We start from the raw sequence: 23,738 nt of genomic DNA on the forward strand, positions 1-23,738 counted from the left end.
TCCGGTGCGGCGCGGGCATCGTCCGGCGCGGCGCGGGCATCGTCCGGCGCGGCGCGGGGCGCGCATGGCCCTCGCCGTCCGTGCCGGCCGCCCGTTCGCCGCTCACCAGGTCACCCCCAGGGCCGCCGCCGCCTCGACCCCCGAGCGGCAGCCGTCCTCGTGGAATCCCCAGCCGTGGTAGGCGCCCGCGTACGCGGTCACCGGTCCGCTGAGGTGCGGCAGTCGGGCCTGCGCGGCCACCGACTCCGCGGTGTAAAGGGGGTGTTCGTACGCCATGCGGGCCAGAATCCGGTCGGCGGGGATACGGCCGTCGTCGCCCAGAGTGACCACATAGGTGTCCCGGGCACCCAGGCCCTGCAGCCGATTCATGTCGTAGCTGACGCGCACCTGGTCGGCGCCCGCCGCACAGCCGGGCATCAGGTAGTTCCAGGCGGCCCGCGCACCCGGGCGCCTCGGCAGCACCGACGGATCGGTGTGCAGAAGCGTCGGGTTGCGGCTGTAGCGGAAGGCGCCGAGGACCTGCCGTTCGGCCTCGGTCGGATCGGCGAGCAGCCGCAGCGCCTGGTCGGGGTGGGTGGCGATGACCACGGAGTCGTACGTGGCGGTCCTGCCGTCCTCGGTGGTGACCTCGGCCCGGTCCCAGCCGCGGCGCACCACCCGTACGGGGGTCGAGGTGTGCACCGTGTCGAGCTGCTTGCCGATCCGTTCGACGTACTCACGGGACCCGCCCACCACCGTGCGCCACGTCGGGGAGCCGCTCACCGTGAGCATGCCGTGGTGGTCGAGGAAGCGGAACAGATAGCGGGCCGGGTAGCGCGGGGCGCTCGCGGGCGGGCAGGACCAGACGGCGGAGACCACCGGGGTCACGAAGTGCCGTACGAAATAGCGCGAGAAGCCGTGGCGCGCGAGGAACTCACCAAGGGACAGGAGGCTTTGGGACTCCTCGGCCAGCATCCGGCGCGCGGCGCGGTGGAATCGGGGCACCTCGGCGAGCATCCGCAGATACGGCCCGTTGAGGGCGTTGGCGGGGCGGGCGAGCAGTCCCCTGGGGCCGCGGGCCCCGGCGTATTCGAGGCCGCAGCCCTCGCAGCGGACCGACATGGTCATCCCGGTGGCACGCGTGCTCACGCCCAACTCCGCGAACAGGCGCAGGAGATACGGATAGGTGCGTGCGTTGTGGACGATGAATCCCGAGTCCACGGGCCAGGTCAGGCCGTCGGACGCCACCACGTCATGGGTGTGCGCGTGGCCGCCGAGCCTGGCATCGCCCTCGTAGAGCGTCACGTCGTGCGCGGCCCGCAGGATGTACGCAGCGGTCAGCCCCGCGACCCCGCTTCCCACCACCGCTGTCCGTTGTCTGTGCGTCATGCCGCCCCTCCGGTGCCGGCGGGACAACCCCTGCCCCGCACCAGTGATTCGGAGCCGGGGCCGATGCGGCTTGGTGCGCACCCTGTGAGCTGTGCGCTTGCAGGGAAGCGCGATCCGATCGGGTGAACGACCAAGCCGCACCGGCAGCGGCTCCGAATCATGGGTGTGAGCACACGAGGAACGTCCGCAACCCGCGGCGCACTGGCAGCGCTGAGCGGCCTGGTCGCGGGTTACGCCGCGCTGGCCGTCGCCGAACTTGTCTCGGCTGGCGTTCGGCCGGAGGCGGGGCCGGTCGCGGCGGTCGGGGGCGCGGCCATCGACCGGACGCCCTCCGGCGTCAAGGACTGGGCGATCCGGCAGTTCGGGACCAACGACAAGCTGGTGCTGCAGCTGGGGATCGTGGCGGTGCTCGCCGCGTTCGCGGTGGCGATGGGGCTGCTGGCGCTGCGGCGGCGCCGCACCGCCGCCGCGGGTGTGCTGGCCTTCGGCCTGGTCGGGGCGGTGGCGGCGACCTCACGCCCGGATTCGACCGGCCTGCTCGACGCGGTGCCTTCGCTGACCGGCGCACTCGCCGGAGCCGGTGTCCTGTACGTCCTGACGGGATACCTGAGGGCCGGATACGCCGGTTCTCCCGGACATCCGACCCCCTCGGAGGGCTCCGGACACCCGACCCCCTCGGAGGCCGCGGAAGTCGGCGCCGCGGCCCCCGAGGGCCTGAGCAGGCCCGCGCAGGACGGACATGCGCTGGGCAGGCGGGGATTCGTCCTGGCCACCACCGGCGCGGTCGTCGCCTCCACCGGCGCGGGTCTGCTCGGGCGCCGCCTGAGCGCCACCTCCGCGGCCGAGGCGGCGGCCTCCCGGGCCGCGGTCCGGCTGCCCGCCCCCGCTTCGCCCGCGCCGCCGCTGCCGCGCGGTGTGGATCTGCGGATCCGTGAGGTGGCCCCGTTCACCACGCCCAACCGCGACTTCTACCGGGTGGACACCGCGCTGAACGTGCCGCGGCTGGACGCCGGCCGCTGGCGGATGCGCCTGCACGGCAAGGGAGTCTCCGCACCGCGTGTCCTCACCTTCGACGACCTGCTGCAACGCGCGCTGATCGAGCGCGACATCACGATGACCTGCGTCTCCAACGAGGTCGGCGGCCCCTATGTCGGTTCGGCCCGCTGGCTCGGCGTACCCCTGAGAGCGCTGCTCGAGGAGGCAGGGGTGCGGCCGCCGTCCCGGGGCGGGCCCGCCGATCAACTGGTGGCCCGCTCCGTCGACGGCATGACCATCGGCAGTCCGGTGGAGACGGTCATGGACGGCCGCGACGCCATGCTCGCGATCGGCATGAACGGCGAACCGCTGCCCTTCGACCACGGCTTCCCCGTCCGCATGCTCGTGCCCGGCCTGTACGGCTATGTCTCGGCCTGCAAGTGGATCGAGGACATCGAGCTCACCACGTTCGAGGACTACGACGCCTACTGGGTCAAGCGTGACTGGGCCCGTGAGGCCCCGATCAAGACGCAGTCCCGTATCGACACGCCCAAGCCCTTCGCCCGCCCGGCGTCCGGCAGGGTCACCGTGGCCGGCGTCGCCTGGGCCCAGCACCGGGGCATCGACCGGGTCGAGGTCAGGGTCGACGAAGGACCGTGGCGGCAGGCCGAGTTGGCGACCGAAGGCCCCCTGGACACCTGGCGCCAATGGCGCTGGGACTGGGACGCCTCCCCCGGCTCCCACACCCTCCAGGTCCGCGCCACGGACGGCACCGGCACCCCGCAGACCGACCGGCGCACCCGCACGATCCCGGACGGCGCGTCCGGATGGCACTCGGTGGTGGTCAACGTGACCTGACCCCGGCCCCTTGTTCCCGCATTCCCCCACACCAGCCCCGCGTCCGCGGGCCCACCCCCAAGGAGAAACACCATGAACGCCACCCTGCGTATCCGCCGTATCGCCGTCGCGGCCACCGCGGCGCTCACGCTGCCGCTCGCCCTCACCGCGTGCTCCGACGACGGCAAGAGCTCCGACCAGGCCGCGAACAAGACGCCCAAGGCGACGCAGACCACCGAGGAGGCCGAGTCCGCGGACCCGATGGCCGGACCGTTCGGACCGGCCTGTGCCTCCGTGCCGCAGGACGGCGCCGGCAGCTTCGACGGCATGGCGAAGGACCCGGTCGCCACGGCCGCGTCCAACAACCCGGCGCTGTCCACCCTCGTCACCGCCGTCAAGAAGGCCGGCCTGGTCGACACGCTCAACAACGCCGAGAACATCACGGTGTTCGCGCCGACGAACGACGCCTTCGCCAAGATCCCGAAGGCCGACCTGGACAAGGTCCTCAACGACAAGGAGACCCTCACCAAGGTCCTCACGTACCACGTCGTGGGCCAGAAGCTCACGCCCGCGCAGCTGGAGAAGGGCTCCTTCGACACCCTCGAGAAGAGCAAGCTCACCACGGCGGGCTCCGGTGAGGACTACACCGTCAACGACTCCTCGAAGGTCGTCTGCGGCAACGTCCCGACCGCCAACGCGACGGTGTACATCGTCGACACCGTTCTGATGCCCCCGATGTAGCACCCCCGTCGCCGCCGGGCACGCTGGGCGAACCTCCGCAGGACTCGGCAAGTCCGCGGAGGTTCGCCGTACCGGCTCTGCGGATGCGGCTCCGGCGGCGACGTGCACCGGGTTTCCAGGCCGCGCAGGTGTGCCTGCTCAACCTCGCCAGGCCGGCGGAACGGACGCGGGCAAGTGTGGCGGCCGCCGATATCGGGCGGGCCTCGTGCCACGTCGCGTGGAGTGCCGGGTTCCACCGCCTCGTCCGCACGCTCGGCACGGCGATGACGGAGGTACGCGGCCAGTTCGGCGCGGGCGGACCCTCCGGGGCCACCGACCTGAGCGTCACGGACCTGGCCGGCTATCGGACCTACCTCGACAGGCTCCGAGATCTCTCCGGTGTGCGCTCCTGGCGTCGCGGCCCCTGGACGAGCTCGTCTCGTCGGCCGGGCTCGCCGAGGCCACGGCAGCGACCGAGCTCGACGGCCGGACCCTGCACGGGGAGTTCGTCGCGCTCCATCAAGTACCGGAGATCCTCTGCGCCGAGGCCGACGACCATCTCGAGGCGGCCGGGCACGAGCACGTTCCTGGGCCCGGACGGGTCCTTGATGGCCCGCGCTCCCGCCCGGCACACCCACGTCCGCGGTCTGCTCACGCTGCGGCACCGCTTCGAGACGGTTCCGCACCCGCAGACGAGTCCGCTGGTCGCGCTCCGGGACGCGCGGGGCAAGGTGTACGAGAGCAGCATGGGCGGGCGCAGGCCCGGCGACGGATCACCGCTGATCGACCACCTGGCAAAGGGAATTGCGCAGGGATCGTCCCCGATTGCCGACCGGCAGCTCTGGAAGTCCAAGGATCTGCTGGGACCCGGGGCTGATCCCGACAGCGGTCGAGGAACTGCTGCGCCGCACGCCGCTCACGTCCGTGGGTGGCGGGGCGCCGCGGGTGGCTGTGCGTGACACACGTATCGCGGCGACGCGGATCCGGGCCGGAGAAGCCGTCATCCCGGTCAACGCCTGCGCCAACCGGGACCCGTCCGTGTTCGCCGGCGCCGAGACCCTCGACCTCGCCCGCCGCCCCAACCCCCATCTGGCCTTCGGCTTCGGCGTCCACCATTGCTCCGGTGCCGCTTTCGCCCGCCTTCAACTACAGGTCGCCCTGCGGGTCCTGACCCGTAACTGCCCTCAACTGCGCCTGGCCGCAACCCTGGAGGCGCTCAGGTGCCGGAGGGACTTCGCGTTCCGGGCGCTGGAGTCGCTTCCCGTCACATGGTGACGGGAAGCTGAAGCTCCCACGGAATCCCGGCAGTTCACTCCGTACGCAACGCCGTGGCCGTACGCGTCCGCGCCGCCCAGCCCGCCGGGAGCATCGCTCCCAGCATGGCGATCGCGATCCCGGCGAGGCCGAGCAGGGACAGCTGCACCGCGTCGTACACCTCCAGGACCGACGGCGGCAGATTGGTGCCGGCCGAGTCCCCCATCACCGGCAGGACGTAGCCGTGCAGCGCGAAGCCGGCGGGTACGCCGACCAGGCCGCCGATGACGCCGATCCCGGCCACCGACGCGAGGACGAGGCTCACCGTCTGCCGCGGTGACATGCCGAGCGCCTTGCACACGCCCAGGTCGTGGACGCGTTCGCGGGTGTCGAGGACGACGGAGTTGAGCACGCCGAGGCTCGCCACGGAGACCAGCATCAAGGTGAGCAGCACCGCCATCGCGTCGAGCAGGATGATCATCGCCTCCGCCTCGGCGGGTTCCTGGGCTACGGCATGTCCGCCCAACGGTGCGATCTTCGCAGCGAGTTGCTCGGCGTACTCGACCGCGTCGACGCCCGACTCGACGTCGATCTGGAACATCTGCGGCTTCGCCGCGGCGAACGTCGCCATGTCCGCGCGCAGATGCATCCCGTCGTCCGAGGTGTCGAAGACCTCGCCGACGATGCGCAGGGTCTGTGTGTCCTTGCCGAGGGTCACGCGTACGGTGTCGCCGATCGAGGTGCCGGTGCGTTCGAAGAAGCGCGTCGGCACGACGGCCTCTCCCGGGCCCTCGAACCAGCGGCCGGAGATCATCTCGTAGCTGCCGGAGCCCGTGTCGCCCTGGTAGAAGGTGGCCCGGACCGCTCCGGATGCACCGGTGACGCGGACCTCCTCCTCGTACAGGCCGTAGTACGAGGCCGTGCCGGACTGGGCCTCGATGGCGGCGGCGACCTTCGCGGGGTCGGCCGAGGCGGGGGCGGGGGCCTGGCCCGCGGGCTGCTGCTCACGTCCCGCGGGCTGCTCGCGTCCCGCGGGTTTCTGCTCGCGTCCGACGGTGCCCGGTTCGCGCCCCGGCCCCGCGGGCCCGCCGCCCCGGCCGCCGCCCGCGATGGCGGTGACCGCGGCACGCTCCTCGGGGTCCGCGGCGCTGCCGACCGCGTTGAGCGACTGGGTCAGGCCCACCGCGAACGTGGCCGTGACGGTGCCGAACACCACCGCGAGCAGCAGCGCGAACGTGCGGACCGGATGCGCGAACGGACTCGCGAGCCCGTACGTCACCGCACGCGGCAGCGGCAGCCGTCCCGCAGCCCGGTGCGCCCACTGGCCCCGCCCCGTGCGCGGGGCACGGCCGACCGCGATCGCCTCGACGGTGCGCAGCCGCCCGGCCCGCAGCGCGGGCACGAGTGCCGCGACACCGACGACGAGCAGCGCGGCGGCGGGCACCACGAGGTTCACCCACCACGCCACGGTGAGCGAGACGGTGCCGTACGCCTGCTCGGTGTTCGCGAGCAGCGGTACGGCGAGGACGTTGCCCAGGACGACACCGAGCGCGATGCCGGCGCCGGCCGGGATCAACGCCTGTGCCACGTAGGCGCGGACGACCTCGCGCGGCGTGAAGCCGATGGCCTTGAGGATGCCGATACGGCGCAGACCGGTGCCCACGGCGCCGCTGACCACACTGCCGACGATGATCACCGACATGACGATGCCGAGCACACCGAAGGCCATCAGGAAGGGCACGGTCGCGGCCGCGCCCTGTTCGGCGGCCTGCTTGGTGTCCAGATACGACTGGCTGCCGAGCAGCGCGCCCGACGGGACGGCGGCGGCGATCTGCTTGCGGGCGGCGGTGATCTGACCGCTCGTATCGGCCTGTTCGAAGCGGTACAGCATCTGCTGCGTGGCCGGCTGCCCCTTCGGCGCGAGCGTCCCGGCCTGCGCGGGGGTCACCCAGGCATCGGCGGTCTCGCTCGCCGAGAGGGCGAAGCCCACGACGGTCAGCGTCACCGCGTCCTTCGCGTCCGAGCTCTTGAGCGTGGAGCCGAGCGTGAGCATCGGGCCCTTGAAGGAGGAGGACAGCACGATCTCGCCGGGCTTCTGTGCCCAGCGCCCGGACTTCAGCTCCAGCTTGTCCACCGTGCCGCCCGGTTCGGCGCGCCCGACCACGGTGAGGGACGGCAGATGCCCGCCTCCCTCACCGATCGGTTCGACGGTGGTGGTCGGGTACGGGCCCGCGCTCGCCGTGACCTCGTCCAGCTGCTCGGTGGCCGCGAGCTGCGCCGCGCTCGTCTTCCTCGGGTCGAACTGCGCGGTCAGGTGCGCCCCGTTCTGCTGGGCGAAGGCGCGGTCGAAGGGTGCGTTCACGGCGACCATCAGCGATCCGGCGACCACGGCCGAGGCGACCGCCATCATCGTGGACACGACGATCACCACGAGCTGCACGCGGCGCCGGCCCACCCCGGACCGTACGACCCGGCCCAGCGCGCCCGTTCCCCAGCGGCTCATCGGACGGCCTGCGCGGCCGAGTCGAGGGCGACATGGCCGTCGACGAGATGGATCGTGCGGCTCGCGCAGGCCTCGGCAAGCGCCAGGTCGTGCGTGACCAGGACGATGGTCTGGCCGCCGCGGTGCAGATCGACGAGGAGCTCCCGTACGTCCTGGCCCGAGGCCGTGTCCAGGGCACCGGTCGGTTCGTCGGCGAGCAGCAGTGCGGGTCGGTTGACCAGCGCGCGGGCCACCGCGACGCGTTGGCGCTCGCCGCCGGAGAGGCGGCCGGGGTAGGCGCGGGCGTGCCGGGCGATGCCGAGCAGCTCCATCAGCTCCCCGGCGCGGTCGGCCGCCGTCCGCCGTGCGGTGCCGGTCAGTTGGGCGGGGAGCTGGATGTTGTCGGCCACGGTGAGGTCGTCGAGCAGGTTGAAGAACTGGAAGACCATGCCGATGTGCGCGCGGCGGAACCGCGCGAGCGCGTGCTCGCTCTGCCGGTCGATCCGCTCACCGGCCACGGTCACGGCGCCCTCGGTCGGCTTGTCCAGGCCGGCGACGAGGTTGAGCAGCGTCGACTTGCCGCTGCCGGAGGGCCCCGTCACGGCCAGGGCCTCGCCCTTGGCGACGCCGAGGTCGATCGGTCCGAGCGCGGGTGCGCCGGCGCTGTCGTAGCGCTTGGCCACACCGGACAGTTGTATGACGGGAGTCATGGGTGTCGTCTCTGCGACGTGGGTCATGGGTGTCGTCAGTCCTTCGCGTCGTGGAGTCCACCGCGTGGTGAAGGACTCCGGGAAGCCGAGCGGTCCCGGGGACCTGCCAGTGCTTCCCCCGGGACCGCTCGGCGTCTTGGCCGGCCCGGGAAACGTACGGGCGCAGGGGCCGCGGGCGCGTCGGCCGCGGCACCGACATGCGGCCCTCCCCGCGGACGACCTTCCGGCGGGGTCATCCCCGAGAAGTACGCCTGCGGGACAGCACCCCTGATCGGAAGGCGGACGCGGGCCGGGGCGGGCGGGCCACACAATGAACCGATGGAGACGGAAGAGCGACGCGGCTGGCGTCAGCACCTGCGCGACGCCCTGCGCCCCGACCCGAAACCGGCCCCGTTGCCGCGGCGCGCGGTGCGCTGGGACGTGGTGCTCGCGGTCCTGCTCACGGTCGTCTCGCTGATCGTGGCGGCGCGCTATCCGGACAGCGGACCGGTCCGGATGCAGCAGGACGTGTCGGCGCCGCCGAGCGTGACCGATACCCCGACGCCTCCGCAGGCCCCGACGCCCCCGGAGGCGCCCACGCAGCCGGAGTTCCCGCCGTATCCGGAGGTCCAGCCGCCCACGCACCCTGAGTTCCCGCCGTATCCGGAAGTCCGGCCGCCCACGCACATACGGGTGGACGAGGAGCCTCCCGCGGGGTTCTGGCTGCTCGTGGTCCTCTCGGCGCTGCCGCTCGCCGGACGGCGCCGGTATCCGCTGACCGCGTTCGCGGTGGTGCTGTTCGCGATGCTGGTCCTGAGCGACGACGCGACCTGGATGAACGTGGTGACCTGCGTCATCGGCGCCTACAGCGCCGTGATGTACAGCCGTCACCGGGTGGGGGCGGCGGTGTCCATGATGACCGCGGCGCTCCTGGCGGGCCTGGCGTTCCGCAACGCGGAGCCCATCATGCCGGGCTGGCTGACACCGGCGGTGGTGCTGCTGCTCGCCGGGGTGGTGACCATCCTCGTCCGGGTCTGGCAGCGGCAGCTGGCCGCGGGCCGGGACAGATACGCCCGGCTGCAGCAGACCCAGGAGGAGGCCATGCGCAGGGCCGTGGCGGAGGAGCGTTCCAGGATCGCCGCCGAACTGCACGACGTCGTCACCCACAATGTGAGCGTGATGGTGATCCAGGCGGGCGCGGCCCGCAAGGTGATGGACGTGGCACCCGAGCGCTCCAAGCAGGCGCTGCTCGCGGTGGAGTCCGGCGGCCGGGCGGCGATGGCCGAACTGCGGCATGTGATGGGCCTGCTCGCCGTCCCGGACAACGAACGCCCCGACGGTTTCGCCCCGCAGCCCGGCCTCGACCGGCTCGACGCCCTGGTCGATCGGGTCCGTGCCGCGGGGACACCGGTGAGCATCGCGGTCTCGCTGCCCCCGGACCCGCTGCCGCCGGGAGTGGATCTCACGGCGTACCGGGTCGTGCAGGAGGCGCTCACCAACACCCTCAAGCACGCGCCCGGCGCCGACGCGGCCGTCACGATCGGTCACACCGACGAGCTCCTGGAGATCGACGTGACGGACACCGGCGGCACCCGGGAGGCGGCCGTGGTGGACGGCAACGGCCGGGGCCACATCGGTCTGCGCGAGCGCCTCGCGGTCTACGGCGGCGAACTCGAGACCGGCCCGACCCTCGCCGGCGGCTACCGCGTCAAGGCCCGTATCCCTTGGCGGGCGGCATGAAGCAGCCACCCCTGCGCGTCGTCCTCGCAGACGACCAGGCCCTGGTCCGTACGGGCTTCGGCATGATCCTCGCCGCCGACGGCATCGAGGTGACGGCCGAGGCGGCCGACGGAGTCGAAGCGGTCGCGGCGGTGCGGCGCACGCGTCCCGACGTCGTCCTCATGGACATCCGTATGCCGGAGATGGACGGCATCGAGGCCACGCGGCGGATCCTCGCGGACGAAGCCGCTCACGCGCGGGCGCCACGGGTCATCATCCTCACCACCTACGATCTCGACCACTACGTCTACGCGGCGCTCACCGCCGGTGCCAGCGGCTTCCTTCTCAAGGACGTCTCGCCGGAGCAGCTCGTCGCCGCCGTCCACCTGGTGCAGTCGGGCGACGCCCTGCTCGCCCCCGCCATCACGCGCCGTCTGATCGAACGCTTCGCCCAGCGCGAGGAGCCCGGGCCCGCCGCCCTCCACCCCGATCTGTCCGGTCTGACCCCGCGCGAACTCGAGGTGCTCCGCCTCTTGGCGACGGGCCTGAGCAACGCCGAACTCGCGCAACGCCTCCACCTGAGCCCCACCACGGTCAAGACCCACATCGGCCGCATCCTGTCGAAGCTGAACCTGCGCGACCGGGTGCAGGCGGTCGTCCTCGCGTACGAGACGGGGCTGACGGCGCCGGGTGGTGGGGCCTAGGGCGGGCAGGAGGTGAGTCAGCGGTCGACCAGCCGTGGCCGCGGGGCTTCGCCCGTGGTTTCCGCGTCGGTGCCGTCGGTGCCGTCGGCGCCGACCGGGCCGCGGGGAAGCATCCCGTCCAGCCACTTGGGCAGCCACCAGTTGGTCCGGCCGAGGAGTGTCATGGTCGCCGGTACAAGGACCATGCGGACGACCGTGGCGTCGATGAAGATCGCGGTGGCCAGGCCGAGTCCGAACATCTTGGTGGAGGGGTCGTCGGCTACGGCGAAGGACAGGAAGACCGCCACCATGATGAGGGCGGCCGAGGTGATGATCCGGGCGGTGCGTGAGATGCCCTCGACGATCGCCGTGCCGTTGTCGCCGGTGCGCAGGTACTCCTCGCGTACGCGGGAGAGGAGGAACACCTCGTAGTCCATCGAGAGGCCGAACAGGATGGCGAAGAGGAACATCGGGATGAACGACACGATGGGAACCGTCGCTTCAAGACCGATGAGTGCGCCTCCCCAGCCCCACTGGAAGACCGCGACCATGATGCCGTAGGCCGCGCCGATGCTCAGCAGGTTGAGGAGTACCGCCTTGAGCGGTACGAGTACCGAGCGGAAGACCAGCATCAGCAGCAGGAACGACATGGCAAGGACGGCGGCGACGAACAACGGCAGGCGTTCGCTGGTGCGTTGGCCGACATCGGACAGGCTCGCGGCGGCGCCGCCGACGTGGGCCCTGGCCTGGCCGTCCCCGATCGCCGTGGGCAGCACGTCGGTGCGCAGCCGGGCGATGGTGTCGGCCGTGGCCTTGTCCTGAGGGCTGGTGGTCGGGAACACCACGAGGGTGGCGATGCCGGTGGCCCGATCGATCTGCGTCGGTGCGACGGTTGCGATGCCCGGATCTCCCGCGACCGCCTTGACGAGTCGGTCCACCACTCCCGGATCGCCGGTGGGGTCCGCGGCGATGACGAGCGGACCGTTGGTGCCCGGGCCGAACCCCTCGGCGACGAGGTCGTAGGCGCGGCGTTCGGTGCGGCTCTGCGGCAGTGACCCGTCGTCGGGCAGGCCGACGCGCAGGCCGAGCACGGGCAGCGTCGCGGCCAGCAGCAGCCCCGCCGCGCCGATCGCGTACAGCACCGGGTGCCGATTGACGTGCCCGATCCAGCGACGCCACCCGGCGGGGCCCGCCGACAGGTCCCGCGGCCGTGCGAGCCGGCCCGGCTTCCTGGCCCGCAGAGCCCGGCCGATCCGGCCGGCCCGGGCCAGGCGCGGGCCCGCCGCGCCGAGGAAGGCGGGAAGGAGCGTCACCGACGCGAGCACCATGATCAGGACGACGATCGAGACGGCGAGCCCGCCCACCGTCATGAACGGCACGTTCGCGACCGCCAGGCCCAGGATCGACACGACGACGGTGCCGCCGGCGAAGACCACCGGCCGCCCCGCCGTGGCCACCGCTCGTCCGGCCGCCGCCTGCGGACCGAGTCCGCACGCGAGGTACTCCCGATGCCTGGCGAGCACGAACAGCGCGTAGTCGATGCCCACTCCGAGCCCGACCATGCTGCCCAGGACCGGTGCGAAGGTGGGGACCTCCGTCACCCCCGCAAGGACCGTCATCGTGGCGACTCCGATGGTCAGCCCGAAGACCGCCATGCCGATCGGCAGCGCGGCGGCGACGAGCGAACCGAACGCCAGGAACAGGATCGTGGCCGCGGCGAGGAGGCCGATCAGTTCGCTCGCGCCGCCTTCTGCGCCGGAGAAGGCGTAGAAGAGGTTCCCGCCCATCTCGATGCGCAGGGGCAGTTCGGCGCGCAGCCGGTCGCCGAGACCGACAAGGGCGTCGAGGTCTTCGGCCGACAACTCGCTCTGGTCGGGGTACTGCACCCGCACGACCGCGATCCGCCCGTCGGCCGACACGAGCCCGGCGCGCACGGCGGCGTCCCCGCCCGTGACGAGCGCACCCGCCGGGTCGCTCGTACCGAGCACATGCGGCAGGGTCTTCACCTCGGCCCGCAGCCGCGTGAGGGCGGTGCGCGCGCCGTTGTCGTCGAAGAACGTCGCACCCGCCTCGAGGGGGGTGACGACCACTTGGGCGGTCATGCCCTCCTGGCCGGTGCCGGCCCGCTCGATCAGTTCCGCTGCCCGCTGGGAGTCAAGGCCCGGAGCGGTCATGGAGTCCGCGGTCCGCCCGCCGAAGGCGACGGCGGCCGATACGGCGAGCGTGGCGGCGATCAGCCATGCCGCGATCACCCGCCAGGGATGGCGCGCAGCGCTTGTGCCCAAGCGGAACAGGGCTTTCGAGAGCATCGGGTCCTCCAACCACCTCGTCGGCCGTCGTTGTACGGCCGACCGTGCCGAGGCTCCTCGCCACGGCGCTTTGCGGCATCGGCCCGCGAGCCGCCAACTCGTCGGCCCGGAGACGGAGTTGCGACCAGTCCTTTCGGCCGATGCGCGCCACGCCGCGGCCCCTACGCTGAGAACCGTGCTCCGACACGACCTGCGCACCCTGTGGACCGAACCCCGGCCGCCCGGCGCGCCCGCCCGGGTGCGGCGGGACTGGGCGCTGCTCGCCGCGGGCCTCGCCGGTGTGGCGCTTGAGGCCGGCCTGCGCGAGCACGTCGTGTGGCGGCCGGTGGCGGTGGTGTTCGCCGTATGGCTGTGGCTGCTGCCCCTGTGGCGCCGGACCCGCCCGCTGGCGACGGTGACGCTGGCGTTCGGCTCGGTGGGCCTGCTTGCGGTGGCCTCGTTCGTCGCCGGGCAGGGCGAGCCCGTCGGCCTGTACACCGGCGCGGTCGTGCTCGTGCTGGTGTACGCGCTGCCCCGGTGGGGATCGGGACGCGAGATCATGCTGGGCGGCGGGGTGGTCGTCGCGGTCGGCACGCTGTGTGTCGCCATCGACGGGACCCCGGTGGTCGAAAAGGTCGTGGGCCTCGTCTTCCTGCTGCTGCCCGGCGTGCTCGGGGCCGCCGTGCGGTTCCGGATGACCGCGCGCGAGCGGCAGTTGGAGCAGGTGCGCTCCCGCGAGCGCGAGCAGCTCGCCCGCGAACTGCACGACACGGTGGCCCACCATGTGTCGGCCATGGTGATCATCGCGCAGGCGGGCCGCGTGCTCGCGGGCGCCGACCCGTCCGCCGCCGTCGCGGCCCTTGAGGGGGTCGAGGAGGAAGGGGCGCGCACGCTGGAGGAGATGCGCGCCATGGTCGCCACGCTGCGCGACCGCGGGGTCGGCGCCGAGCTGGCGCCCCCTGCCGGAGTCGCGGATCTGGAGCGCCTGGTGCGCACCCCGGGTGGTCGGCTCAGCGTCGACCTGGACCTCGACGGCGAACTGGACGCGCTGCCCCCGGCCGTGGACGCGGCCGTCTACCGGATCGTGCAGGAGTCGGTGACCAACGCGCTGCGCCATGCGGTCGACGCGACCGAGCTCGCCGTCCGGGTCGCCGCGGAACGGCACACGGTACGGGTGAGCGTGCGCGACAACGGCCGGCGCCCCGGCCGTGGTCGCGACGGATACGGACTTACCGGACTGCGCGAACGCGCGACCCTGCTCGGCGGCACACTACGAGCCGGCCCGGGTACCGACCGGGGCTGGCATGTCGAAGCCGAACTGCCGAGAGCCAGGAGCGAGAACGGTGTCCATACGCGTCCTCGTCGCTGACGACCAGGCGATCATCCGCAACGGGTTGCGGATCATGCTGAACGCCCAGCCCGGCATCGAGGTGGTCGCCGAGGCCGACGACGGGCGGGAAGCGGTACGTCTGGCCCGTGAACTACGCCCCGACGTCTGCCTGTTCGACATCCGTATGCCCGTATGCGACGGGCTCGAGGCCACCCGGCTCGTCGCAGGACCGGGCGTCGCCGACCCGCTGGCCGTGGTCGTCATCACCACGTTCGACCTCGACGAGTACGTCTACGGCGCACTGCGGGCCGGCGCCCGCGGATTCCTCCTCAAGGACACGGGCCCTGACCTCCTGGCGCAGGCCGTACGGTCGGCGTCCGACGGTGAGGCACTCATCGCGCCCAGCGTCACCGTGCGTCTGCTCCGGGCTTTCGCGGACCTGCCCGCCGGCCGGCCCGTGACCCAGCCGGTCGCCCCCGTCACCGCTCGCGAGGAGCAGGTGCTCCTCGCGGTCGCCCGCGGGCTGACCAACACCGAGATCGCCGACGCACTGCACATCAGCCTCAGCACGGTGAAGACGCATCTGGCGAGCCTGATGGCCAAACTCGGCGCCCGCAACCGGGTCGAGATCGCGATGTGGGCCTACGAAACGCGCCGTATCCTCCCCGGAACCTGAGCAGGCTGCCGGGCCGTGTCCCCTGCCCGGTCGGTGCCCGCCGGACGCGGGCGGTGGGGCAGACTTCGGGCGGGAGGAACGAATGGAGAGCATCACCAAGAACCGGCAGTCCGCCGCGGCGCTTCGCGCCATGGTCGCCCGTGCCTACGGCCCGGACGAGGTGTGCGACGGGGAGGACTGGGCCGGCGAGCTGGGCAACGGCTGTTTCAACGTGGTCTACCGGATCCGGCTGCGCTCCGGCACGCAGGCCGTTCTCAAGATCGCACCGCCGCCGGACGTCGAGGTCCTGACGTACGAGCGAGGAGCCATGGCGACCGAGCTTGCGGCGCTCCGGCTGGTACGGGAGCACACGAAGGTGCCCGTGCCCGAGGTCGAGTTCGCCGACCGGAGCCAAGAGGTGTGCGATGCCGCCTACTTCTTCATGTCGTACGTGGACGGCGACGACCTCCACACCCTCAGGGACACCCTCACCGACGCGGAGAAGGAGGCCTACGACGAGCGGCTGGGCGCGATCACCCGTGAGCTCAACTCCATCCCCGGCCCGGCCTTCGGACCGCTGACGGGCCCGGGGACGCGCACATGGCGCCCGGCCTTCCTGCGGATGGTCGACGAACTCCTGCGCGACGGCGAGCGCCGCGGCATCGCACTCCCCTGCGGCTACGACCTGATCCGCGGCCTCGTGGCCGCCCACGCCGACGCGCTGGACGAGGTGACCGAACCCCGGTTCGTCGAATGGGACCTGTGGTCCGGCAACTGCATGGTGCGCGACGGCCGGGTCGTCGCGATCGTCGACCACGAGCGGGCGTTCTACGGCGACCCGCTGATGGAGTTCGGTTTCGCCGGGTGCGAGTCGAGCGCCTTCGGGGACTCCACGGCCTTCCTGCGCGGGTACGGCCACCCGCCGCTGACCGAGCCCGAGCGGATCCGACGGCGCCTGTACAACCTTCATCTCGCGCTGGTCCTGTGCATCGAGACCACCTACCGTGCCTACAGCGACGACGGGCACTACGACTGGGCGTGCGGGCATCTGCGGGAGACGGTGGCACTGCTCGGCGGGTGAGCACCCGCGGGGGGCGTTCCCGATACGGAACGCCCCCGACGACGGCCCTTTGCCTACAGCTCCGTCACCTCGAACGCGTCGAGCACGAACTCCGCCACCCCGTCGTCCCCGACCTTCCGCAGGCCCACCCAGGCCTCGCCCGAGGAGGGCGCGGTGAACTCGTAGGAAAGGACCGTGGGTTCGACGGCGACCGGCAGCGGCTGCCGCGACAGCTCCCGCTCGCCGGGCGCGTCCACCGCGGTGATCCAGGCGTACTGGCCCGCCGTCTCGTTCTCGTACCGGAACGTCACGCGGTACGTCTTCCCCGGCTCGAAGCGGCAGGTGTGCTGCACCGTGCGGTACACCAACCCCCCGTTCTCACCACGGGACTTGAGCGACTCCGAGCCGTCGATGACGTCGTCGATCGCCTTGCCGTTCCAGCCCCGCTGGGTGAAGGGCGCGTGCCGCTGGGCGATATGCGTGCGCGGGTCGGTCGCGCCGCCGGAGTCGCCCTTGACGAAGGGGCCCCAGCCCTGCGGCACCGACTCGAAGTCCTCGTACACGACCGTGCCCGCCTTCACGGAGGGCCGCGCGGCGACGATACGGACGTTGTCGAAGCGGACCCGTGCGCGGCCCGCGGCGGCGCGCAGCGCGAGGTCGACGGGGCCGCCGCCCTCGGGAACGGTGAAGTACGTGAACATGCGCTGGAAGCGGGTGCCGTGCTTGCGGTCCGCGGCGACGTAGTTGCCCGCGGTGGACGAGGCGGTCCAGTTCGAGGCGACCACGCCGTCGGCGGTCCGTATCTCCAGGGACGCCTTGCGGGTCTCCCCCGGCTTCTCGCCGACCTCGACCTGTACGGAGGCCGCGTACGTACCGGGGGCGAGCCGGGACACGCGCTGGCCGACGGCGGCCGCGCCGCCCGCGCCGATCACCAGCTCGTAGTCGCCGAGCGCGCTGAGCTGGACGGAGGCGGGCCCGGATACCGTCCAGCCCTTCAGGGAACCGGAGTTGAAGCCGGGGTCGTGCAGCGGCGTGTGCTGGCCCCAGTCCGGGTCGCCGGCCGCGGGGACCCGGCTGCGGTAGACCACGTAGGGCTGGCCGGCGGCCGCCTTGACGGTGATCCGGCCGTCGCGGACCGCGAGGTCGCAGACGTGCACGCGCCCCTGGTCGGTGAGCTTGTAGAGCGCCACCGAGCCGGCGCCCGCCCAGCCGCGCGGCAGCTGCCAGGTGCTGGTGCCCGCCTTCGCGGAGTAGTGGTAGAGCTTCGGCGGGTCGGTGGCCTTTCGGGGCTCCCAGGGCAGGAGGTAACGGCCGTCCTCGTAGACGACCCTGCCGTCGGTGCGGATGACGCGCTTGCCGCCCTCGTCCGAGACGGAGGTGCCGGTCGGGCCGAAGAAGGTGATCTCGTGCGCGGACCAGGACTTGATCGGGTACGCCTGCAGATACTTGGCGGGCAGCGACTCGGTCCAGATCAGGTCGTAGAAGGTCTTCCAGTCGGTCTTGCCGACCCAGCCCTCGAAGTTGCCGGTGCGCGGAATGCCGAGCAGCGTGGGCCACTTGTCGGCGAAGACGTCCTTCTGGTGGTTGCGGATGAATCGGATCAGCTGGGAGTTGATGCCGCGTGAGGTGTCGGGTCCGTAGTCGGTCTCGGTGGCCCAGTGCGCCCAGATCGCGGAGCGCTCCAGACCGTGGCCCCACTCGGTCGTGACGATCCAGCCCTGCTCGCGCAGGGCGCGCTGGAGCCGGTCGGAGGTCCAGCCGGACTCGCGGAACACGTCGATGTAGAGCATGTTGAGGGCCGAGTCGGTCTCGGCGCGCAGATCGGCGAACCGCTTGACGATGTCACCGGAGACGAGGTCGCGGCGCTGGTCGATGCGGTAGCTCTGGTCGAGCCAGTCCCACTGCTCGTTGGTCTTGTCGACGAGCGTCTCGGAGAAGGCGTTGGCGACCGGGTAGGACTCGGTGGCGTTCACATGCACACCGAAGTCGCTGCCCCACTTCTTCCCTTCCCTGACCAGGGTGTTGAGGTCGTCGAGGCCGCCGGCGCGCTTGTTGTGGTTGCCCGCGTAGTCGGGGTGCGCGGAGTCGTGGCCCTCGGACTGGTAGCCCTTGAGGAGCGTGTACTGCCGCAGGCCGTCGGTGGCGAGCGAGATCCGCTTCACGTGGTCGAGGGTCAGCAGGAACGGATTGGTGGCCTGCGAGGCGAAGTTGAACGGGATGTGCGGGACGACCCGCAGATGCTGCTCGTCGGCGCCGAGCGGCGTGACCATGATGTCGCGGTACGCGATGGCCGCGTCCTGCCAGTCGACCTTGCCGTCCCCGTTGCGGTCGCCGGTGACGACGACCGTGGCGTACGGCAGCGGTTCGGTGGCGTCGACGGGTGCGGTCGCGGCCCGGTGGGTCCACTGGCCGGCGGCGAGGCGCGCCTCGACTCGCGCATCGGTCCTGACGGTCGTACGCCAAAGGCGGCCGTTCTCCCAGGTCGTTCCGGAGGCCGAATCGGGCTTGTCCCAGACCGTGTTGGTCTCGATCGCGCCGCCGAGACTGTCATGGGCGACGACCGCGTACGCGCAGCCGACGGCGGCCTCGGCGGGGGTGTCCGGGGTGACCGTGACGAGCGTGTCCCCGCTCTTGGCCTTGTCCAGCTGGATCCTGGCGGCGAGGAGGGCGGCGCCGGGCTGGTCGCTGCGTACGGAGAGGAAGGCGAGGGACGGGATCTGCAGGGTGCCCACGCGCAGCGCGTCCGTGTCGGAGATCTCGGTGATGCGCCAGCGGACCTTGCGTCCCTCGACGGCGATCTCCGCCGTGATCCGCGTACCGCCGGTGAAGGCGAGGGTGTACGTGATGCGGTCGTCCGCGGGCTGCGAGGTCACCTCGGGGGTGTGCGCCGCGCCGTTGACCAGGACCGAGGTGACGGGGTCCGGCTGGCCGTGCAGGACGGCGCCCGAGGCGCGGTCGGTGTAGCGGACGATCCGCGGGAACGCGGTGTCGACCAGGACGTCGAGGCCGGCCGAGCGCAGGGTCGTCTCGCCGGCGGCGCGCGGTCCCGCGGCGGCGATGCCCGGCAGGCCGAGCGTGAGAGCGGCCCCTGCGGCGGCCGTACCTGCCACGATCGCCCTGCGGCTCGGTCCATGGATCTCTTGCGACGGCAGCACTGCGCACCCCTTCGTCCGACCGGTTCCGTGGCCGCCACGATGCTGGTTGCGAGGCCCCCGGGCCCATGGACAAAGGTGGGGCCGGTGTTGGACTTGTGGAGCGGGGGTTGGACTTTCCGCACTCAACTCGACGTGAATCCGGGCACGTTGAATTCACCTCCCGGACGGTTCGAAGCCACGTCCGGCCCCCTTGGCCCTCACAGCAAGATCACACGATGCTCTCGCCGTGTCCCTGACACGTGCTGCCGTGTTCCCGACATGAAGGAGCCCCGACGTGGCCGTCCCCCGTATGCGCCTCCTCGCCCTGGCGACCGCCGTCGCCGCGCTGTGCGCCACCCCGGTGCAGGCCGCCGAGCCCCTGCCCGCCGTCGTGCCGAAGGCCGAGACGGCCACGCTGTACGACGACGAGGCGGGCGGCGACGCCGATGCCGACGACCCGGCGATCTGGCGCAACGCCGCCGACCCCGACCGCAGCCTGGTGGTCGCCACGGCTAAGCAGGGTGGCCTGCGCGTGTACGACCTCGACGCCCGCGAGGTGCAGTCGATCGCCGCGCCCGCCGCGCCGGGCCCCGACGATGCGCCCGGCCGGTTCAACAACGTGGATCTCGTGCGCAGTTCGCGTCTCGGCGACCTCGCCGTCACCTCCGACCGCGGCGCCGACCGGCTGCGCGTGTACCGGATCGACCGCGACCGGCCCGGCGGCCCGCTGAAGGACGTGACCGACCCGAACGCCCCCAGGGTGTTCTCGGCTTCGCAGGACGAGGTCAACGAGCAGCGCACCGCGTACGGCCTCGCGACCTGGACGGACCGGAAGACGGGACGCTCGTACGCGCTGGTCAGTCAGCGCGAGCGCACCCGGGTCGCGCTGCTCGAACTCAGCGCCCGCACGGACGGCACGGTCGGCTACACCAAGGTCCGCACGCTGGACCTGCCGCAGAGCTTCCAGCTCCCGAACGGGACCTCGTGGACGCCGTGCGGAGAGCCTGGTGAGCTCCCGCAGGTGGAGGGCATGGTGGTGGACCCGGCGAACGGGACGCTGTACGCGGGCCAGGAGGACGTGGGCATCTGGCGGCTGCGCGCCGACCTGACGGGCACGCCCCAACTGGTGGACAAGGTCCGCGAGTTCGGCGTCCCCGGCACGTACGACGAGGAGACCGAGGAGTGCACCGCCGGCGCCGACCCGGGCTTCGGCGGTACGCGGATCTCGGCGGACGTCGAGGGCCTGACCCTGGTCCACGAGGAGGACGGTGACGGCCTGCTGCTCGCCTCCAGCCAGGGCGACAACACCTTCGCCGCGTACGACCGCGAGGTGTCCGACGCGAACGAGTACGAGGGCGGCTTCCGTGTCACGCCGGCCTCCGCGACGCTCGACGGCTCCGAGGAGTGCGACGGCGCGGCCGCGCTGAACGAGCCGCTCGGGCGCCGCTACCCGAACGGTCTGCTCGTCGTGCAGGACGGCCACGACGCGCCCGGCGAGACCGAGCGCGCCTCGACCAACTTCAAGTTCGTCGACCTCGGCACGGTGATGGACGCGGTCGACGACTGACCGGCCCGGCACCCCGGCGATGGGCCTCGCCGGAACAACGTGAACACCGCACGCCGTCCTGGGGTGCGGTGTTCACGCGGTCAGGCGAGGGCTCTCCCGCACGGCCGTCTCAGTTCATCGCGACGACGACCTTGCCGGCCTTCGCCCGCCCCTGCTCCGCGTACTCCATGGCCTCCCGCGTCTGCGCGAAGGGGAAGACCCGGTCGACGACGGGACGGATCCTCCCGGCCTCGACGAGCCGTGCGACCTCCCGCAGCTGCTCGCCGTCGGCCTTCATGAACAGGAATCCGTACGTCACACCGTGCCGCTTCGCGCGACGGCGGATCCTGAAGCTCAGCACGTTCATCACCTGGCGCAGGACGGGGTTCAGACCGAGTTCGCGGGCGAAGTCCGCGTCGGGCGGACCGGCGATGCTGATCACCCGGCCGCCGGGCCTGAGCACCCGCAGGGACTTCTCCAGGGTCTCGCCGCCGAGCGTGTCCAGAACGAGGTCGTACCCGTCGAGGACCTCCGCGAAGTCCTGCGTCCGGTAGTCGACGACGACCTCCGCGCCCAGCTCCTTCGCCAGCGGAACCTTCGCCGTGCTCACCGTGGTCGCCACGTGTGCGCCCAGCTCCTTGGCCAGCTGCACGGCGATCGTGCCGACGCCGCCGGCGCCCGCGTGGATCAGGACCTTCTGTCCCGGCCGTACCCGGGCCTTCTCCACCAGGGCCTGCCAGGACGTCAGGGCGACCAGCGGCAGGGAGGCCGCTTCGGCCGTGGTGAGACCGGCCGGCTTGAGGGCCAGGTCGTCCTGGTGAACGGCGATCCGTTCGGCGAACGTGCCGATACGGTCCTTGCCGGGCCGCGCGTAGACCTCGTCGCCGACCGCGAACCGCGTGACGGACGGGCCCACTCGGACCACCGTTCCGGCGAGGTCGTTGCCGAGGACGAGCGGGAGGCGGTACGGCAGGACCGTCTTGAAGGCGCCGTCACGGATCTTGAAGTCCAGCGGATTGACGCTCGCCGCGTCCACCCTGACCAGGACGTCCTCGGCGCCCACCACCGGTTCCGGCACTTCGCCGGCGTGCACCGCGGACCGGTCCCCGTACTTCTCGATCACAAAGGCCTTCATGGTCTGCTCCATCTCCCGCATCCGCTCCGGTGTTCCCGCATCCGCTCCGGTGTTCCCGCGCGCCTCACACCGCGGCCGGCGCCGCCGCCAGGCTCTGCTTGACGAAGCGGCTGGTGTCGTCGGCGAGCACCTCGGTCAGGCCCGTCTCGAGCGCGCGCAGCGCCAGGGCGGCGACATCGGCCGGATCGGCCTTCTGGTCGTCGGGCAGCCCTGCGGCCATGCCGGTGTCCATGTAGCCGACGTGCAGCGCGGAGACCGCGATGCCGCGGGGTGCCAGCTCCTGCCGTACGGCATTGGTCTGCGCCCAGGCCGCCGCCTTGGCGGCGGCGTAGGCACCGAGCTCGGCCGGGTGCAGCCAGGACAGGACGGACAGGACGTTGAGCACGCCTCCGCCGCCGTTGCCCTCGATGACCGGGGCGAAGGCACGGGTCACGGCCAGCGGGCCGAAGAAGTTCGTCTCCATGTCCAGACGCACCGCGTCCAGGCCGCCCGCGACCAGCGGGGTGAGGGTGTTGATCCCGGCGTTGTTGACCAGGAGCGTCGCATCGGACGCGGTACGGGCCGCGGCGAGGATCGACGCCTCGTCCGTGAGGTCGAGGTGCAGCGGGGTGACCCCGGAGAGCTCCACCGTCTCGGGGCGCCGGGCCGCCGCGTACACCTTCGCCCCGCGGTCCACGAGCTGTGCGGCCAGGTGCCGCCCGAGCCCCCGGTTGGCGCCCGTGACCACGGCGACCGCGTTCCTCAGGTCCATGCCCGACGTCTGTTCCATGCCTGCTCCCAGGGTGCGGGGCCGCCCGGTGACGGCCCGTGTAATTTAGATTACATCCATAATCTAAACACGTGCCTAAGATAGATGCCAATCGACATCCAAATGGGAGGTGGCTCATGGGCCGCGTATCGCAGGCGCAGGCGCAGGAGAACCGCCGGCGGGTCGTGGACACCGCGTCCCGGCTGTTCCGGGAGCAGGGCACCCATGTCAGCGTCGCCGACCTCATGAAGGCGGCGGGTCTGACCCACGGCGGCTTCTACAAGCAGTTCGCGTCCAAGGAAGCCCTGGTCGACGAGGCCACGGCCCACGCCTTCGCCGAACTCACCCGGCGCTATCAGCAGGGTCTCGACGAGCATCCCGGCGAGCGGACCGCCGCGCAGGACGCGGTGATCGACGCCTACCTCTCAGCCGGGCACCGCGACAGCGCGGCGGACGGCTGCCCCGTCGCCGCGCTCGTCACGGACATGGCGCGCGAGCCCGGGGACACCGAGGCCCGCCGTGTCTACACGGAGGGAGTGGGCGCCTTCGCCGAGTTCCTCACGACCGAGGACGAGGAGGGGCTCACCCGGCTGTGCACGATGGTGGGCGCGCTGGTCCTGTCCCGGGCCACCAAGGGCTCCCCGCTCTCCGAGGACATCCTCACGACCGCACGTGCGGCACTGACGGCCGGCGGCTGAGCCCGTCCGTCGCGCCGCTCGTCGTTCGGTTCGGCAGGCTGTCTCCGGGGAAGCCGGGACACAGGTGCACCTCGTAGGTCATCGTCCCGGCCCGCACGCGGGGATCCCCGGCCATGACCTGCTCGGCCTCCGCGGCCGTCACGGCCGTGATCGCGACGCCGGACACGGTGTCGGAGGCGACCGGGCACAGGATCACGATCACTCCCTCGGCGCGCAACGACACCGTGCGGCGCCGGTGTTCGCGTTCGATCGCGTCCGCGCCGTCCATGGTCCGCTCCCGTCCCCGGCGCAGGAGCGCCAGGCTGCAGGGCTTCGCGGTCGCGGCCGGTGCGTGGATCTCGTCGTCGGTCACGGTGTCCCCTTGCTTCGCGAGGTGCTCGGCCGGCGAGACGCTGACTCCTTCAGGCCCTCGGCACC

General features: G+C 72.0%; 20 protein-coding genes. 11 read left to right on the forward strand and 9 right to left on the reverse strand.

Annotated elements, in window-relative coordinates:
• Positions 1–102 precede the first annotated feature (102 nt).
• Positions 103–1,368: an NAD(P)/FAD-dependent oxidoreductase gene (locus H9Y04_RS09205; RefSeq protein WP_187813244.1), complete on the reverse strand. Its 1,266-nt coding sequence runs from the start codon at positions 1,366–1,368 to the stop codon at positions 103–105.
• Positions 1,369–1,527: 159 nt separating this feature from the next.
• Here H9Y04_RS09205 and H9Y04_RS09210 point away from each other — a divergent pair, with 159 nt between their 5' ends.
• Positions 1,528–3,201: a molybdopterin-dependent oxidoreductase gene (locus H9Y04_RS09210; RefSeq protein ID WP_187813245.1), complete on the forward strand. Its 1,674-nt coding sequence runs from the start codon at positions 1,528–1,530 to the stop codon at positions 3,199–3,201.
• Between the two features lie 72 nt (positions 3,202–3,273).
• Positions 3,274–3,921, forward strand: coding sequence for a fasciclin domain-containing protein (locus H9Y04_RS09215; protein ID WP_187813246.1), 648 nt, complete (start codon positions 3,274–3,276; stop codon positions 3,919–3,921).
• A gap of 349 nt (positions 3,922–4,270) precedes the next feature.
• Here the strand turns inward: H9Y04_RS09215 and H9Y04_RS48425 are convergent, their stop codons facing one another.
• On the reverse strand, positions 4,271–4,555 hold the full coding sequence (locus H9Y04_RS48425; protein WP_187813247.1) for a hypothetical protein: 285 nt from the start codon (positions 4,553–4,555) through the stop codon (positions 4,271–4,273).
• On the opposite strand from H9Y04_RS48425, the gene H9Y04_RS46605 reads away from it, so the two are divergent.
• The gene (locus tag H9Y04_RS46605) at positions 4,509–4,859 is read left to right on the forward strand and encodes a hypothetical protein (protein ID WP_236070775.1); all 351 of its coding nucleotides are present in this window, start codon (positions 4,509–4,511) and stop codon (positions 4,857–4,859) included. The two genes, H9Y04_RS48425 and H9Y04_RS46605, sit on opposite strands and share 47 nt — an antisense overlap.
• On the forward strand, positions 4,825–5,175 hold the full coding sequence (locus H9Y04_RS09225; protein ID WP_368858429.1) for a cytochrome P450: 351 nt from the start codon (positions 4,825–4,827) through the stop codon (positions 5,173–5,175). Before H9Y04_RS46605 ends, H9Y04_RS09225 begins: the two co-directional genes overlap by 35 nt.
• A 34-nt stretch (positions 5,176–5,209) precedes the next feature.
• Here the strand turns inward: H9Y04_RS09225 and H9Y04_RS09230 are convergent, their stop codons facing one another.
• Both H9Y04_RS09230 and H9Y04_RS09235 read right to left on the reverse strand, forming a co-directional pair.
• The gene (locus tag H9Y04_RS09230; protein ID WP_187813249.1) at positions 5,210–7,657 is read right to left on the reverse strand and encodes an ABC transporter permease; all 2,448 of its coding nucleotides are present in this window, start codon (positions 7,655–7,657) and stop codon (positions 5,210–5,212) included.
• Entirely contained in the window at positions 7,654–8,346 is a 693-nt protein-coding gene (locus H9Y04_RS09235) for an ABC transporter ATP-binding protein (protein ID WP_187813737.1), read from the reverse strand. Before H9Y04_RS09235 ends, H9Y04_RS09230 begins: the two co-directional genes overlap by 4 nt.
• Positions 8,347–8,664: 318 nt before the next feature.
• Here H9Y04_RS09235 and H9Y04_RS09240 point away from each other — a divergent pair, with 318 nt between their 5' ends.
• Positions 8,665–10,065 carry a sensor histidine kinase gene (locus H9Y04_RS09240; protein ID WP_187813250.1) on the forward strand — a complete coding sequence of 467 codons (1,401 nt, stop codon included), beginning with the start codon at positions 8,665–8,667 and terminating at the stop codon, positions 10,063–10,065.
• Positions 10,062–10,748 (forward strand): response regulator, encoded by a 687-nt coding sequence (locus H9Y04_RS09245; protein ID WP_187813251.1) that lies wholly within the window; start codon positions 10,062–10,064, stop codon positions 10,746–10,748. Before H9Y04_RS09240 ends, H9Y04_RS09245 begins: the two co-directional genes overlap by 4 nt.
• 17 nt (positions 10,749–10,765) lie before the next feature.
• Here H9Y04_RS09245 and H9Y04_RS09250 read toward each other — a convergent pair whose 3' ends face one another.
• Complete coding sequence (locus H9Y04_RS09250) at positions 10,766–13,036, reverse strand: MMPL family transporter (RefSeq protein ID WP_187813252.1); 2,271 nt, start codon at positions 13,034–13,036, stop codon at positions 10,766–10,768.
• A 175-nt stretch (positions 13,037–13,211) separates the two neighbouring features.
• Between H9Y04_RS09250 and H9Y04_RS09255 the strand changes: the two genes are divergently transcribed.
• The 3 genes from H9Y04_RS09255 (at position 13,212) to H9Y04_RS09265 (ending at position 16,081) form a co-directional block, all read left to right on the forward strand.
• Positions 13,212–14,384 (forward strand): sensor histidine kinase, encoded by a 1,173-nt coding sequence (locus tag H9Y04_RS09255; protein WP_187813253.1) that lies wholly within the window; start codon positions 13,212–13,214, stop codon positions 14,382–14,384.
• Positions 14,359–15,021 (forward strand): response regulator, encoded by a 663-nt coding sequence (locus H9Y04_RS09260; RefSeq protein WP_187813254.1) that lies wholly within the window; start codon positions 14,359–14,361, stop codon positions 15,019–15,021. Before H9Y04_RS09255 ends, H9Y04_RS09260 begins: the two co-directional genes overlap by 26 nt.
• An 82-nt stretch (positions 15,022–15,103) precedes the next feature.
• Complete coding sequence (locus tag H9Y04_RS09265; RefSeq protein ID WP_187813255.1) at positions 15,104–16,081, forward strand: phosphotransferase family protein; 978 nt, start codon at positions 15,104–15,106, stop codon at positions 16,079–16,081.
• Positions 16,082–16,134: 53 nt separating this feature from the next.
• On the opposite strand, the gene H9Y04_RS09270 is transcribed toward H9Y04_RS09265, so the two are convergent.
• Entirely contained in the window at positions 16,135–19,215 is a 3,081-nt protein-coding gene (locus tag H9Y04_RS09270; RefSeq protein ID WP_308800924.1) for an endo-alpha-N-acetylgalactosaminidase family protein, read from the reverse strand.
• A 289-nt stretch (positions 19,216–19,504) separates the two neighbouring features.
• Between H9Y04_RS09270 and H9Y04_RS09275 the strand changes: the two genes are divergently transcribed.
• Entirely contained in the window at positions 19,505–20,761 is a 1,257-nt protein-coding gene (locus H9Y04_RS09275) for a phytase (RefSeq protein ID WP_187813739.1), read from the forward strand.
• Positions 20,762–20,870: 109 nt separating this feature from the next.
• Here the strand turns inward: H9Y04_RS09275 and H9Y04_RS09280 are convergent, their stop codons facing one another.
• Together H9Y04_RS09280 and H9Y04_RS09285 are read right to left on the reverse strand one after the other, a co-directional pair.
• Positions 20,871–21,875 carry an NADP-dependent oxidoreductase gene (locus tag H9Y04_RS09280; RefSeq protein WP_187813256.1) on the reverse strand — a complete coding sequence of 335 codons (1,005 nt, stop codon included), beginning with the start codon at positions 21,873–21,875 and terminating at the stop codon, positions 20,871–20,873.
• A gap of 64 nt (positions 21,876–21,939) precedes the next feature.
• Positions 21,940–22,626 carry an SDR family oxidoreductase gene (locus H9Y04_RS09285; protein WP_187813740.1) on the reverse strand — a complete coding sequence of 229 codons (687 nt, stop codon included), beginning with the start codon at positions 22,624–22,626 and terminating at the stop codon, positions 21,940–21,942.
• A 134-nt stretch (positions 22,627–22,760) separates the two neighbouring features.
• On the opposite strand from H9Y04_RS09285, the gene H9Y04_RS09290 reads away from it, so the two are divergent.
• Entirely contained in the window at positions 22,761–23,321 is a 561-nt protein-coding gene (locus H9Y04_RS09290) for a TetR/AcrR family transcriptional regulator (RefSeq protein WP_187813257.1), read from the forward strand.
• Here H9Y04_RS09290 and H9Y04_RS46610 read toward each other — a convergent pair.
• Entirely contained in the window at positions 23,284–23,673 is a 390-nt protein-coding gene (locus H9Y04_RS46610; RefSeq protein WP_236070693.1) for a YciI family protein, read from the reverse strand. The two genes, H9Y04_RS09290 and H9Y04_RS46610, sit on opposite strands and share 38 nt — an antisense overlap.
• Positions 23,674–23,738 lie beyond the last annotated feature (65 nt).

Origin of the sequence: Streptomyces polyasparticus (assembly GCF_014493765.1) — a bacterium.
Classification (GTDB): domain Bacteria; phylum Actinomycetota; class Actinomycetes; order Streptomycetales; family Streptomycetaceae; genus Streptomyces; species Streptomyces polyasparticus.

Coding starts and splice junctions, on each gene's coding strand:
- H9Y04_RS09235 (WP_187813737.1), bottom strand. CDS start 8,346: ATGACTCCCGTCATACAACTGTCCGGTGTGGCCAAGCGCTACGACAGC.
- H9Y04_RS09210 (WP_187813245.1), top strand. CDS start 1,528: ATGGGTGTGAGCACACGAGGAACGTCCGCAACCCGCGGCGCACTGGCA.
- H9Y04_RS09285 (WP_187813740.1), bottom strand. CDS start 22,626: ATGGACCTGAGGAACGCGGTCGCCGTGGTCACGGGCGCCAACCGGGGG.
- H9Y04_RS09290 (WP_187813257.1), top strand. CDS start 22,761: ATGGGCCGCGTATCGCAGGCGCAGGCGCAGGAGAACCGCCGGCGGGTC.
- H9Y04_RS09240 (WP_187813250.1), top strand. CDS start 8,665: ATGGAGACGGAAGAGCGACGCGGCTGGCGTCAGCACCTGCGCGACGCC.
- H9Y04_RS09265 (WP_187813255.1), top strand. CDS start 15,104: ATGGAGAGCATCACCAAGAACCGGCAGTCCGCCGCGGCGCTTCGCGCC.
- H9Y04_RS09205 (WP_187813244.1), bottom strand. CDS start 1,368: ATGACGCACAGACAACGGACAGCGGTGGTGGGAAGCGGGGTCGCGGGG.
- H9Y04_RS09250 (WP_187813252.1), bottom strand. CDS start 13,036: ATGCTCTCGAAAGCCCTGTTCCGCTTGGGCACAAGCGCTGCGCGCCAT.
- H9Y04_RS09275 (WP_187813739.1), top strand. CDS start 19,505: ATGCGCCTCCTCGCCCTGGCGACCGCCGTCGCCGCGCTGTGCGCCACC.
- H9Y04_RS09230 (WP_187813249.1), bottom strand. CDS start 7,657: ATGAGCCGCTGGGGAACGGGCGCGCTGGGCCGGGTCGTACGGTCCGGG.
- H9Y04_RS46605 (WP_236070775.1), top strand. CDS start 4,509: ATGGCCCGCGCTCCCGCCCGGCACACCCACGTCCGCGGTCTGCTCACG.
- H9Y04_RS09280 (WP_187813256.1), bottom strand. CDS start 21,875: ATGAAGGCCTTTGTGATCGAGAAGTACGGGGACCGGTCCGCGGTGCAC.
- H9Y04_RS09245 (WP_187813251.1), top strand. CDS start 10,062: ATGAAGCAGCCACCCCTGCGCGTCGTCCTCGCAGACGACCAGGCCCTG.
- H9Y04_RS09215 (WP_187813246.1), top strand. CDS start 3,274: ATGAACGCCACCCTGCGTATCCGCCGTATCGCCGTCGCGGCCACCGCG.